At 47.9% G+C, this 13,629-nt stretch carries 10 protein-coding genes and 1 riboswitch; of the genes, 6 read left to right on the top strand and 4 right to left on the bottom strand.

The features are described from left to right. Positions 1-332: 332 nt before the first annotated feature. The gene (locus ACUZ8J_RS17905; protein ID WP_446694523.1) at positions 333-902 is read left to right on the top strand and encodes a DUF7010 family protein; all 570 of its coding nucleotides are present in this window, start codon (positions 333-335) and stop codon (positions 900-902) included. Positions 903-1,567: 665 nt separating this feature from the next. Here the strand turns inward: ACUZ8J_RS17905 and ACUZ8J_RS17900 are convergent. Together ACUZ8J_RS17900 and ACUZ8J_RS17895 are read right to left on the bottom strand one after the other, a co-directional pair. Then, the gene (locus tag ACUZ8J_RS17900; RefSeq protein ID WP_446694522.1) at positions 1,568-2,908 is read right to left on the bottom strand and encodes an ammonia-forming cytochrome c nitrite reductase subunit c552; all 1,341 of its coding nucleotides are present in this window, start codon (positions 2,906-2,908) and stop codon (positions 1,568-1,570) included. Positions 2,909-3,346: 438 nt separating this feature from the next. Beyond that, positions 3,347-4,324 (bottom strand): class 1 fructose-bisphosphatase, encoded by a 978-nt coding sequence (locus tag ACUZ8J_RS17895; protein ID WP_446694521.1) that lies wholly within the window; start codon positions 4,322-4,324, stop codon positions 3,347-3,349. 296 nt (positions 4,325-4,620) lie between these two features. Between ACUZ8J_RS17895 and ACUZ8J_RS17890 the strand changes: the two genes are divergently transcribed. Then, on the top strand, positions 4,621-6,912 hold the full coding sequence (locus ACUZ8J_RS17890; protein WP_446694520.1) for a S9 family peptidase: 2,292 nt from the start codon (positions 4,621-4,623) through the stop codon (positions 6,910-6,912). A gap of 332 nt (positions 6,913-7,244) precedes the next feature. Here ACUZ8J_RS17890 and arcA read toward each other — a convergent pair whose 3' ends face one another. Continuing rightward, positions 7,245-7,961 (bottom strand): two-component system response regulator ArcA, encoded by a 717-nt coding sequence (arcA, locus tag ACUZ8J_RS17885; protein WP_007644695.1) that lies wholly within the window; start codon positions 7,959-7,961, stop codon positions 7,245-7,247. Positions 7,962-8,547: 586 nt separating this feature from the next. On the opposite strand from arcA, the gene ACUZ8J_RS17880 reads away from it, so the two are divergent. The 3 genes from ACUZ8J_RS17880 (at position 8,548) to ACUZ8J_RS17870 (ending at position 12,014) form a co-directional block, all read left to right on the top strand. After that, positions 8,548-8,982, top strand: a complete 435-nt coding sequence (locus tag ACUZ8J_RS17880) for a DUF3293 domain-containing protein (RefSeq protein ID WP_011621450.1) — start codon at positions 8,548-8,550, stop codon at positions 8,980-8,982. 241 nt (positions 8,983-9,223) lie between these two features. Then, a riboswitch (Lysine riboswitch) is annotated at positions 9,224-9,398 on the top strand. A gap of 143 nt (positions 9,399-9,541) precedes the next feature. After that, positions 9,542-10,897, top strand: coding sequence for a lysine-sensitive aspartokinase 3 (gene lysC, locus ACUZ8J_RS17875; RefSeq protein WP_086901965.1), 1,356 nt, complete (start codon positions 9,542-9,544; stop codon positions 10,895-10,897). Position 10,898: 1 nt separating this feature from the next. After that, positions 10,899-12,014 (top strand): succinylglutamate desuccinylase/aspartoacylase family protein, encoded by a 1,116-nt coding sequence (locus tag ACUZ8J_RS17870; protein ID WP_446694519.1) that lies wholly within the window; start codon positions 10,899-10,901, stop codon positions 12,012-12,014. A gap of 54 nt (positions 12,015-12,068) precedes the next feature. On the opposite strand, the gene ACUZ8J_RS17865 is transcribed toward ACUZ8J_RS17870, so the two are convergent. Next, entirely contained in the window at positions 12,069-13,034 is a 966-nt protein-coding gene (locus ACUZ8J_RS17865; protein ID WP_089068486.1) for a zinc transporter ZntB, read from the bottom strand. 180 nt (positions 13,035-13,214) lie between these two features. Between ACUZ8J_RS17865 and ACUZ8J_RS17860 the strand changes: the two genes are divergently transcribed. Beyond that, entirely contained in the window at positions 13,215-13,589 is a 375-nt protein-coding gene (locus tag ACUZ8J_RS17860) for a YacL family protein (RefSeq protein WP_086901968.1), read from the top strand. Positions 13,590-13,629: the final 40 nt, after the last annotated feature.

The raw sequence follows: 13,629 nt of genomic DNA, 5'->3' as shown, positions 1-13,629 counted from the left end.
TGCATTGGTTAGTGGCCTTGGCCTTATGGATAAATTGCTATCGCTTCCGAAGGCAACGTCCCTGTACCTGCGAAAGCTAGCCGGTCATCCCTGACCGGACTCACGCAATTTATTCCAACGCCCCGCGGCAACTTCGCAGGGGAAGGTGTATTCTGTAACTTCGGTGTTGGCTGTTAATCCCAAAATAGTTATGCCTGTGCCATCTTTTCTTCTCATTTTCCAAAGACGTTTGCCATTGATGACATTTGTCATCCGTAATTGCTGACAACTCACACTGCCGTGGTTTAGCGGATGCAGGGATACTTAAGCCATACCAACAAGGAGGCTTAATCATGCAACATCAATCACTGGATCAACAACTTATCGAATACCGCCAAAAACGTGCTTTAGCTATGCCCTTATCAGGCATGATTGTATGGACGCTACTGTTTATCTTGAGTTTTATTCTGCCAGCATCGCAAATGGTGATGGCAACATTTATCGGCACGGGTTCTATTGTCTACCTTGCTATGGGAGTCTCGCGTCTCACCGGTGAGAATATCTCCTTCAAAAAAAGTGCTGATCGTAATTGGTTTGAGACTGTGTTTTTGGCTGCCATGGGGATGAGTTTTTTAACCTTTAGCATCAGTATTCCCTTTTTTATGGAAAACTATTTAGCCTTGCCCTTCGCCCTTGCAGTACAAACAGGGTTAATGTGGTTGGTTTTCGGCGTGTTAGCGGCGAAAAAGGTGGCCATTGTGCATGCGATTGTACGCACTGTGGCTTGCGTGGCTGCCTTTATGTTGTGGCCTGAGTTGAGTTTTCAGCTTCAACCTTTGATTGTGGTGGTATGTTATGGGTTTTCGATTCCATTAATGGAACGTCGTTGGAAGATTCAGCAAAATCTTTGTGTTGCAAGTTAGTTGGGTGTTTCAGTTTCCACTGACGTGTAGAAGAGCAATACGGCCTTCGGCCGAGGTGGGTTAAAGTCGCGGGGCTTTAACCCATACCTCATGTAGAAGTTTAGTGATTGCGGCCTAACGGCCGAGGTGAATCAAAGTCGTGGGGCTTCACCCCACACCGGATAATAATGCTGGTTTGTTTAGCGTTTGAATTGGCTGGTTATCGCTGTAAGTAGGTGAGTCATTGCGGCCTTACGGCCGAGGTAAATCAAAGTCGTGGGTCTTCACCCCTGATTTTTTAATAAAGAATCGACCAAGGAGGACTGCTCGTCCTATCCTCCTTGCCTTTTGTTTTCACATCAGCCAAGACGCCCCTAGTGAAGTTACATGCATTAGTTAGTGGCTTCGTGCTTATTCGAAAATCGCTAACGCTTCCGATGGTTCCGCTTTACATCCATGTAAAGCACTCCAGTTCGGCAATCTCTGCCTCTCGCTCATCAGCGCGAAAATCACCGATTTTCATTCGCCCCTTCCCCGAAATCTACGCAGACTTCCTGCCTCACGCGCTATCCTTTTAATAAAGAGTCTTAAACGCCCTTCAGCAACTTCGCAGGGGGAAGGTGAACTTCTGTAGTTCCCAGTGTTGGCCGTTCATCCCAAAAGAGTTATGACATTCCCATCTTTCTCTATTTTGCCTCAGGGTGTGCAACGGTGTGGCTTGCCGGTGGCCAGTTCTTTTTGACTACATTTTGCAGGAATTGATGCTTTTCGGTTTCGAGCTGTTCCATGTTGAGTCCGACAAAAGCCTGAGCCTCGGCTTTGGTCTTTAACGCCGGATACTGGATTTCAGGCGCGTTGATATTTTTTAATATCTTGGCTAATTTTGTTCTAGCCATCACAACTTGTGATTGAGCAACCCCTAACAATTGCAAGGCTTCAGTGCTGTTATGCGCATGTGAGCCATGGGATGACACGACATAATCCCAACGCCATTGTGCATGGCGAATATCCATAAGTGCACTCTCTAAATCAGGCCACTTTTGGCCATGATCCCAAGCTGCACCGGCTTCTATGTGAGCCTTAACCAGCAATTTTTCAACTTCAGTGCGTTTGTTATCAAGTGCTCGTTTATTGCTGGCGATTTGCTGATTGAGTTCAGTGGCACTTTCGTGGCAGCCTGAACATTTACTGTCAAAGTTGTTAAAACTACTGGTGATTTTGTGATTGGTGAAGTTCTCGCCTTTGTTATTTGTCGTTTTTGCCATGTGGCAGTCTACGCAACCAATCTCACTTTGGGCATGAATACTTCGGCTCCATTGCTCAAATTCGGGATGACGAGCTTTAACCAGTGGAACACCTGATATGGGGTGGACGAAATCAGAGTAACGTCTTGTATCATAATATTTTTCGATATTGTCGGCATCGTTACCGAAAATCCAAGGAATATTTACTGCATTCGATTTTTCTGGTTGAAAGTAATAGGTGACATGGCACTGGCCGCAGACTTGTGATGACTTGACCGCTGGCGACTGCTGCTCAAAGGGTTGGCGTATTTTATTCATGGCATTTTTAGCGTGAGCTCTGGGCAGATCTAATGTAGCCGAGCCTTGTAGGTGGCAATCATTGCAGCCAACACTGATATCCATGGCAGAAGCCGTATCTGCAAAGGTCTTAGTTGCGAATTCTTGCGCGCCAAGGACTTGGGTTAAGTGCACTGCACCGGGGGCTTTGCAAGACCAACAACTGGCACCGGGGTCATCCAGTGCTTTGCTTCCGCTTCCTGTGCGTAAGATAGTGGTGGCGTCTAAGACGGCGAATTGATGGCCTCGAGGGCTATTGTATTCTTTTGCGTAGGGCGAGCCAGCGTAAAGCAGCACTAAATCTGGCCGTTCCGCAAGTAAATCGGTTCTTTGTTTTGATTCTGCCGTTGCTTGCCAACCTTGTTGAGCCAGTTCAATGCGATTGTCGTTATTAGCCATGGCTGAGAGTGAGAGCAGCCCAAAAAGTAAGGTGAGTGATCTATTCATAGAAAATGTCTCAAGGTTATTTTTATATACAATAACTTACATTAACATTCATTAATCATACCCCTTTTGGGGTAACGCCTCAGTAATGTGAGACACAACACCTATTATCTTGCATTTATAAGTCTCTATGTGACATGAGGCTCATATGTAAACGAGTGAACGCAGTCGCGGGCGTCTGCATACCGGTTAGCGGTGGTTGCAATTTTTTCGCAGTGGTTGAAAGGTATTAACGGATTCGCCCGAGCTCAGCGAGGGCGAACTTGCACAACGCAAGCTGCATGCCACAGGGAGTGATAACGCTTAATCAAATACTCCATTTATGGTTTATTTATCCTTGGTGGTTTACAGTTAATAAAAGCCACTGTGGTCAGTGGCTTTTATCATCAAAATCAAAATATAAGCGATTCGGCTTAGTCTAGAGTTGGTTCTTCACGCTCTTTATTGACGAGCATCGATACCATGGTAGCTTAGGCAAGCGTCCACTTCATTGGCGCTACCAAGGATAACCGCTACACGTTGGTGAATTTGCGTCGGTTGAATATCCAAAATGGTTTCATAACCGGTAGAGGCTTTACCGCCAGCTTGTTCGACTAACAAGGCCATTGGGTTGGCTTCGTACATTAAACGCAGCTTGTATGGCTTTTGCGGATCTTTATTGTCGGTTGGGTAAGTAAAAATACCGCCGCGAGACAGTACGCGGTGCACGTCACCGACCATGGCGGCAATCCAGCGCATGTTGAAGGATTTTTCGCGCGGGCCAATTTTGCCGAGCAGTAAATCGGCGATGTAGGTCTGCATTGGCGCTTCCCAAAAACGTTGGTTCGACATGTTAATGGCGAACTCTTGGGTGTCTGGGCTGATGCTCATGGCCGCGTTGGTCAGTAAAAATTCGTTGGTTTCTGGGTGCAGGGTAAAGAGTTGCACGCCTTGGCCTGTGGTGAGCGCGAGCATGGTTGATGGGCCGTAGAGCACATAACCAGCGGCTAACTGATTGCGACCCGATTGCAAAAAGCTTGTTTCAGTTAACTCGCCAGCAGGGGCGGGAAGAACAGAGAAAATCGTGCCGACTAGCGAGTTGATATCGATATTTGATGAACCATCTAGAGGATCGAAACATACCAGATATTGACCATTGGCGCTGACTTCAACCACATGATCTTCTTCCTCAGAGGCTAAGCCGCGCACTGTTCCGTCGGCTTTTAATGCATCTTTGAGCATATCGTTGGTGATGATATCCAGTTTTTTCTGGGTTTCACCTTGCACGTTTTCCTGTTCGGTCGCGCCTAACACGCCGGCTAAGGCACCGTGGCGCACGGCATGGCTGATGGCTTTGGAGGTGTCGGCTAAGGTCAAAATCAGTTGCGAGAGGGATTCGTTCACTGCCTTTGAGGTTAAGTGCTGGGCAAGAGTCTGCATGTTAGGTCCTTTAGGGGTTCAACATTGAGGTCAATTTCATTATTTGCCGCGAATAATAACTCAGTTAGTCGACAATTTCAGCGATGTTGCTGTGGGTTTTAATCAATTTAAGCCAAGAGGGTTATCCCTTTGTGTCAGACTGAGTGGGTTATCTTGAAAATTGAGCTAACCGCAGGAGTTCGCCAGCTAATTTGTATCTGTATATTGCCTGCGCTTTTTATTTAGGCTTTGCCTTGGCACAATGACGGCAGTTTTTGATCGCCACCTTAAGGCGAGTATGCTTCCAAGGAATAATAATGACTAAAAATGGGTTAGCTTCTTCCCTGCGCTCGGTGACATTGGGCGCCTCATCCCTACTGATAGCGAGTCAACTGGCCATGGTTTCTAGCGCGATATTGACCCCCGCCTATGCGCTTGAAGGCGGCACAACGCCGCTGACTATCGAGCGCATGAATGCTTCGCCTGCCTTGGCTGGCACGAGTCCCCGTGGATTAAAGTTATCCCCCGATGGTCAAAGGGTGACCTATCTTGCGGGACGTAAAGACAACCAGAATTTTTACGATCTCTGGCAGATGGATGTGAAGACGGGCGAATCTAGCCTGTTGCTAAACGCCGATAAACTGGCGAGCAATGAGTTATCCGATGAAGAAAAGGCCCGCCGCGAGCGCCAACGTATTTATGGCGAAGGCATTATGGAATATTTCTGGGCGGACGATAGCAAGGCGCTGTTGATCCCTGCCTCGGGTAATCTGTATTACTTCTCCTTAGCGGATAACAGCGTCAGCCAACTGCCGATAGGCGAGGGCTTTGCCACCGATGCGCGCCTATCGCCCAAGGGCAATTTTGTGTCCTTCGTGCGGGACCAAAATCTGTATGTGCTCAATTTAGCGACTAAAAAGCTTGAGGCCATGACCACAGACGGTGGCGGCGCGATTAAAAATGCCATGGCGGAATTTGTCGCCCAGGAAGAAATGGATCGCATGACGGGTTACTGGTGGGCGCCCGATGAGTCGGCCATCGCCTTTACCCGTATCGATGAGTCTGGCGTTGAGTTAGTCACCCGTAATGAAATCTACGCCGATGGCATTAAGCTTACCGAGCAGCGTTATCCGGCGGCGGGTAAAAACAATGTCGAGATCCAACTGGGTGTTGTGACCCTTAATAATAAAGCCATCAATTGGGTTACCTTAAGCGATGATAAAAATAAGGATATTTACCTGCCTCGCGTCGATTGGTTGCCCGACAGTAAGCATTTATCCTTCCAGTGGCAGAGCCGCGATCAACAAAAATTAGACCTGCAACTGGTGGCGCTCGATGCGCTGACCAAGCCGAAAACCTTAGTCAAAGAGCGCAGCGATGCTTGGGTAAATCTTAACAACGACCTGCACTTCTTAAAGCAGCAATCGGCGTTTATCTGGGCTTCAGAGCGTGACGGCTTTAATCATCTGTATTTGTTTGACCTAAAAGGTAAGCTTAAGGCGCAACTGACCAAGGGCAATTGGGCGGTCGATGAGCTGGAATATATTGATGAAACCGCAGGTTGGGTGTATTTCACCGGCCGTAAAGATACCCCTATCGAAAAGCATCTCTACCGTGTGCCGTTAGCCGGTGGCAAGGTTGAGCGCGTGAGCGGCGAGGCGGGGATGCACAATCCGGTATTTGCCGATAGTCAAAGCGTGTATCTGGATTATTTCAATAGCTTATCTCAGCCGCCGCAGATCAGTTTGCACGGCGATAAGGGCCAACACTTGGCGTGGGTCGAGCAGAACCAAGTCAAAGCAGGTCATCCTTTGTATGACTATGCTGGCCTGTGGCAACTGCCTGAGTTTAAAGAGCTTAAGGCGGAAGATGGTCAAATCTTACAAACGCGCCTCTTTAAACCTGTGCCCTTCGATGCGAACAAAAAATACCCTGTAGTCGTGCGCGTTTATGGCGGCCCACATGCGCAATTGGTGACCAATAGCTGGAGTGAGCAGGATTACTTTACCCAATACTTAGTGCAGCAAGGTTATGTGGTATTTCAACTGGATAACCGTGGCAGTGCCCACAGAGGCACTCAGTTCGAACAGGTAATTTACCGTCACTTGGGCGAGGCGGAAGTGAACGACCAAAAGGTTGGCGTCGATTATCTGCGCAGCTTGCCCTTTGTCGATAGCGATAATGTGGCGATTTATGGCCACAGCTACGGCGGTTATATGGCCTTGATGAGTCTGTTTAAGGCGCCGGATTACTTTAAGGCGGCGATTTCGGGCGCGCCCGTCACCGATTGGCGCTTGTACGACACTCACTACACCGAACGTTATCTCGCCCATCCCGCGAATAATGAACAAGGTTACGAAGCCAGTAGCGTGTTCCCCTATGTGAAAAACTATCAATCGGGGCTATTGATGTACCACGGCATGGCCGACGATAACGTGTTGTTTGAAAACAGTACTCGCGTGTATAAGGCGTTGCAGGACGAAGGCAAACTGTTCCAGATGATTGATTACCCTGGTTCTAAGCATTCGATGCGCGGTGAGAAAGTGCGTAATCACTTATATCGCTCGCTGGCGGATTTCCTCGATAGGCAGCTTAAAAGCGGCAAATAACCGGCAGCAGGGCGCTGTTTAACCAAGCGATTGCCGTTATCCAAGAGTGAGGCTAACACCTCACTCTTTTTTTACACTCGGTATTTGGCTAATACCTTAGCTAGCACCTTAGCTAGCATCTGAGTTAAGGCTGTGGATAGCACTTGGTCGTGAGCAACTCCCATCCCAATCGATGTGCATAAGGTTTGCGATGGCTATTTAAGCTCGGTTATTCAAGTTTAGCGATTCAAGTTTGGCGGGGTGATCAAGCGGGACAGAGGATTTGCCATATTGCAGAGATAAAAAACCAGATCCGAGGATCTGGTTTTTATTATTCAAACGGACTTCGAAGATTAGTCTTCTAAGTTACCGCAGAAACGGTAGCCTTCACCGTGGATAGTCGCGATGATTTCTGGCGTATCTGGCAAGCTTTCGAAGTGCTTACGAATACGACGGATAGTCACGTCAACAGTACGGTCGTGTGGCTTTAACTCACGGCCAGTCATCTTCATCAGCAGATCGGCACGAGTTAAGATTTTGCCTGGGTTTTCAACAAAGTGCAGCATAGCGCGGAATTCGCTACGTGGCAGTTTGTAAGATTCACCCTGTGGGCTCACCAGAGAACGGCTATTGATCTCTAGGCTCCAATCGTTGAAACGGTAGTATTCGACAGAGCTCTTTTCTTCGACTTCGTTACCAGCGCTATTCACACGAGTCAGAAGGTTGCGAGCACGAATCGTCAATTCACGTGGGTTGAACGGCTTGGTAATATAATCGTCCGCGCCAATTTCAAGTCCAAGGATTTTGTCGACTTCGTTGTCACGGCCTGTCAGGAAGATCAGACCGATGTTGTTGATTTCACGTAATTCACGTGCCAACAACAGACCGTTTTTACCTGGTAGGTTAATGTCCATAACCACTAGGTTAATTTTGTTTTCCTGCATAGCCTTATGCATTTCTGCGCCATCATTGGCCTCAGTTACCACATACCCTTCTGCCTCGAAAATACTTCTCAGCGTGTTACGGGTAACGGCTTCATCTTCAACGATCAGAATGTGCGGATTTTGCATATTAATTACCTAAATTTTAACCAATTTTATTCTAACCATAAGGACCGCTTACATCGGATCCTTATATTCATAAAATGTTGATACTTCCTCTAACTGCTCTGTGCTTCAAAGGAAAGATCTTTACGGCGACACATCAGGATGTATATAAAGTGCACGTTTAAAGTGTAATACGATAAAACGTAACCAGTATCAACTTCGATAAGCAATAGTTATAAATAGTTCCTTAACTATTGTTTTTTTTAAAATGTTTAAATGATAACTCAAATGTAGAACACATTTTAAAAGATGTCTGGCTAGCCTTGGGTGATTTCACAGAGGAATCTAACAAACCCTTGTCAAGATTAAGCAAACTTAATGTTATCTGCTCAACTAGCCAATGGCGTCATTGTACTCGTTTTAGGCATTTGTTAACAAATGAAATGTTAACAAATTTCTGGATGAGGCCCTGATTTACCATGATATTTACTTTAGTCATTGATTAGTATAACTAATGTATTTTTAATTCTTGTGACCTAGTTCACGCCTCTTTGGATTTTGGAGGCGCTCTGCTACACTAACTCGGGTTCATTTTTCGACTAGACTACCAATGGACAACATGACTCAAGATTTGTGGCAGCATTACCAGAAGCCGTTGTTTTTGCTTACTCAAGCATTATCCTGTGATTTTTCCTTTGCTGTAATTACCGCCCATAATCCCGCTTCAACCCTCCTCAGTCCCAGCCAAAACCGTTTACTCGACCGCCAACTTCTCCGTGATATTGAATTAATCGGCAGCCCCTATCGTGCAATGGTGGGCGCATCGCCAGATTTATCCCATATGGAAAAGAGCTGGGCGGTGTTTGTCGATAGAAGCATGGCGCTGCAGTTGGGGAAAAAGTTTAATCAATACGCCATCTACATGGTGGAAAAGGGTGAGGTGAGTTTAGTGCCTTGCACCATCACTGGGCATGATGAAGTGTGTTTAGGCCTGTTTAATGATCACGTGCGTTTGGTTTACGAACTGCCGGATCTAGCGACCTAAGCCCCGCGAGTTTATTACTATTTTTCTTATCCGGCTTTGCCTGTAAAGGGCAAGGCTAGGCCAGTTATTTTTTAATCCTGTTAATGCCTGCATGATACCTCGCCGCCATTTTTGCTTTGGCTTTACCGCTAAATTGCTCATTGTTTTTAAAAGCGTTTATTGAATTTGTTTATGCGATGTGAAATTAGCATTGACTTCATTAGGGGTTTATTGCTACTTTTTTCGTCCCTTTCCGGCGGAAAGGAACAGAAGAGGAGCGTTAACTAGGTAGTCAGTCAGAGGAGCACAAACTCCAGCGATGATTGATGAGGGAGATTAACGCCGAGGCATAGATGTGGTTGCTGCATGTTTATGTCGGTCGCTTAGGCTGAATCCTAACGATTGTCACCTGTAATTGGTGGAGAGCTTCTGGTGACGATTGCTGTTTCCCTTCTATTGGGGTGCGTATCATTGAGCACCAGGCTCTTCGAACGAAGTTGGTTCGGAGCGTAATCATGTTAGTTAATCAAGATCTTATCCTAGTTTGTGCCGTGTCTTCTGCTTCTGCGGAGGTACGATAATGTCTCTTGTTGTCGCAAAATTTGGTGGTACCTCAGTCGCCGATTACGGTGCAATGAATCGCTGCGCCGATATCGTACTGGGCAATCCCGATTGCCGTTTAGTAGTGGTTAGCGCCTCCAGTGGCGTGACTAACCTCTTGGTTGAACTTACTCAAGAGTCGATGAACGACGATGGTCGTTTACAGCGCTTAAAGCAAATCGCGCAAATTCAATACGCTATCTTAGATAAACTGGGTCGCCCCAACGATGTAGCCGCGGCATTGGATAAGCTGTTAAGTCGTATGGCGGTATTGAGCGAAGCGCTAGCATCCCAACGCAGCAAGGCCACCATGGATGAGTTATTGTCCCTTGGTGAGCAGTGTTCGTCGGCATTATTTGCGGCGGTATTGCGCGAAAAAGGCGCCAACTCGAGTGCTTTCGATGTGCGCCGAGTGCTGCGCACCGACAGTCATTTTGGCCGTGCTGAGCCACAGGTTGAGCAAATTGCGCTTCTTTCGTCTGAGCATTTATTGCCGCTGTTATCTGAGCAAGTGATTGTGACTCAAGGCTTTATTGGTTCAGATGAGGCCGGACAAACCACTACACTTGGCCGTGGCGGTAGCGACTATTCTGCGGCATTGTTAGCCGAAGCCTTAAAAGCCTCTGCGGTTGAGATTTGGACCGATGTGGCGGGGATTTACACGACCGATCCGCGTCTTGCGCCAAACGCCCATCCTATTGCCGAAATCAGTTTTAACGAAGCCGCCGAAATGGCGACTTTTGGTGCCAAAGTGCTGCACCCTGCGACGATCCTGCCTGCGGTGCGCCAACAAATTCAAGTGTTTGTCGGTTCGAGCAAGGAGCCTGAAAAGGGCGGCACTTGGATCCGTCATCAGGTTGAAGATGCGCCTGTGTTTCGCGCTGTTGCGCTGCGCCGCGACCAAACGCTACTCAATTTACACAGCCTGCAAATGTTGCATGCTCAGGGCTTCTTGGCTGAAACCTTTGCCACACTGGCAAGGCATAAGATCAGTGTGGATTTGATCACCACTTCAGAAGTTAACGTATCGCTGACCCTAGATAAAACCGGCTCTGATTCAAGCGGCCAAGGGCTGTTGAGCGAAGCACTGCTGCAGGAATTATCACAGCATTGCCGTGTGCGTGTTGAAGATGGTTTAGCACTGGTGGCGATTATCGGTAATCGCATTGCCACCACAGCCGGTATCTGCCGCCGGGTGTTTGAAGTACTTGAGCCCCACAATGTGCGTATGATCTGCCAAGGTGCTAGCCCGCATAACTTGTGCGTATTGGTAGCCGAATCAGAAGCGGCGCAAGTGGTTAAAGCACTGCACGAAAACCTGTTTGAAGGCGCGTAATATGCAACCGACTGCGTCGTCTTTAACCATTGGGGAGCTTGCCGCAGGGCAAGCACTCACTCTGCCGATTTACCACTTCAAGCCAAGTGGTCATGTTTCTGGCCCTAAAGTGTATATTCAGGCCAATGTCCACGGCGCCGAGGTACAGGGGAATGCGGTGATTTTCCAATTGATGAAGCAGCTCGAGCGCTGTGACATCTTAGGGGAAATTACCTTAGTGCCCTTGGCAAATCCGCTGGGGATAAATCAAAAGAGTGGTGAGTTTACGCTGGGGCGTTTTGACCCTATCACAGGGGCAAACTGGAACCGCGAGTACTTAAATCACTCGATTGATTTACCCACTTGGTACCGTGAACATGCCGAGCTTAGTGATAGCGAACTTATCCAAGCTTATCGCAGTACCTTAGTCGAAGCGTGTCAGCAGCGATTGCGCAACGAGTGGGGCGTGACCACGGGCCACAGATTAGCGGTTAATCTGCAGGCCATGGCCCACGAGGCGGATATAGTACTCGATCTGCATACTGGGCCTAAATCCTGTAAACACTTGTATTGCCCTGAATATGACCTTACGGCGGCGCAGTTTTTCTCGATTCCTTACACCTTAGTGATCCCCAATAGTTTTGGCGGGGCTATGGATGAAGCGGCATTTTGCCCTTGGTGGCAATTGAGTGAAGTCGCCAAAGCACAAGGGCGAGAACTTAAGATCGCCGTTTCGGCCTTTACCTTGGAACTGGCGAGCCAAGAACGCATTTGCCTTGAGGATGCTTTAGTCGATGCTCAGGGGATTTTGGCCTACTTGAGTCATCGTGGGGTGATCGCCGAGCGAGTTGCACCCTCAAAGATGCCACGTTTTGGCTGTTATCTTAAGGATTACAAAAAGTACCATGCGCCCATGGCGGGATTGGTGGAATATGTGGCGCCCGTGGGAGAGCCTCTGGCGGCGGGTGAGACCTTAGTCAATCTGTTGCGGCTCGACTTATATGGCAGTGAGCATGAGCTGACGGCGCTAAGCTTGCCGCAGGATTGTGTGCCCATACTCCATTTTGCCTCGGCGTCCGTGCATCAAGGCACTGAGCTTTATAAAGTCATGACAAATCTGTTTGAGTTGCCACAGTAACGGCAATGGGTAAAACAAAACGCCAATCATAAGATTGGCGTTTTTTATTCCAGTCTACAACCACTTAAAGCGATAGAAGAGTGCCATTTGCAGGGCGACCAGCGAGATAAGAATGCCGCAGAAGGTCGCAAAGGCCCAAGTGTTATCCGCACCGGGAATGCCGCCAATATTCACCCCTAGCAATCCGGTTAAAAAGCCTAGCGGTAAAAAGATTGCCGAGACTAAGGATAAGAAATACAAGCGCTTGTTTAGCTGCTCCGATTGTTGGCTGAGTAGCTCTTCCTGGGTCACATTGGCTCGGTCACGCAGGGCGTCTAAGTCTTCAATGGTGCGGATCAGCTTATCCGTGGTTTCGCGCATCTTGAGTCTTTCGGGCTCGTTAAACAGCACAAATTGTTCTGCGAGCATCTTGAGATAGGCTTCTTTCTGCGGGCCTAAGTAGCGGCGCAGCGCCACGGTTTGCCTGCGTAGCTCGGCGATATCAGTGCGTAAATCTTTCACATTGCCAGAGACCACTTGTTCTTCTAACTCAGATAGTTGCTCTTCGAGTGTGTCGATAAAATCCACTTTACGGGTGGTGAGTCTTTCACAAACGGCGACGATAAAGTCCCCTGTGGTGGTGGGGCCTGCGCCTTCCATGATGAGCTCGGCGACATCTTTGACTGAGAGCAGCTCGCGATCGCAGGTAGAGATAATCCGCTGTTTATCGGCATAAATACGTACCGCGACCATGTCTTCTGGGGCCGAATTAGGATTTAAGTTTACTCCGCGCAGTGCTAGCAAGACGCCTTCGCCAGCCAGTACGGCCCGCGGGCGAGTATCCTGAGCGAGCAGGGCGTCGCTTTCGACTTTATTCAGGCCGCTATTTAACACCCAGTGACGGGCCTTTTTGTGGCGATAACGTAGGTGTATCCAGATTAGCCCATCATTGGGATCCCAGTTTTCAAGCTCTTCTGGGCTTAAGCTTGAACCCGCCTTCGCGCCGCTAAGCACTAAACTGTAGATAAATCCATCGTGCATATCGCATTCCATCTCTTGCTAAATCATGGACTCAAGCTAACTGATTTCGTTGTGAAAATGAAGTCTAGGCGACGTTTGTGCTGACAATTGCGACGGTTCGCGGGGCTAAATTGCTGGCCAAGCAACTTACGATGAAATAGATTAAAATTAGCCTTAGTTGTAATGCATTGAGAAGATAAAATGGAATATGAATTTCGGCGTAACAGTTTGACGGGCACTTATTTAGCCAGCTTTAGTATGGACCATGAAGTGCTGGGCCAATGGTTTTCGGAAGAGTTGGGGCCAGAGTTAGCCAAAATTCAACAAGTGCTCGATATTATCAAAGATATTCAAGCGGGTAAGCGTGATTCCTGGCGGTTAATCGGTGGCGATCTCACCCTAGATCTGGATGAAGAGCAGGCACGCATTTATGCCAATGCCTTAGGGTTTGAGCAGGAATATGAACTCGAAGAGGCAATGTCTCTCTACGATGCGGAATCGGAAGCCTATTGCGGTTTAGAAGACTTAGAGGAAGCCCTGCTAAGTTGGTATGAGTTTGTGCAAAAAGGGCGATAATACCGATTTAATCAAAGCATAAAATAAAGGCAATCGATTG

Source organism: Shewanella sp. Koi 1 (genome assembly GCF_052907445.1).
Note: the sequence above shows the minus strand (reverse complement) of the source record. Positions and strands in the feature narration are given on the sequence as shown.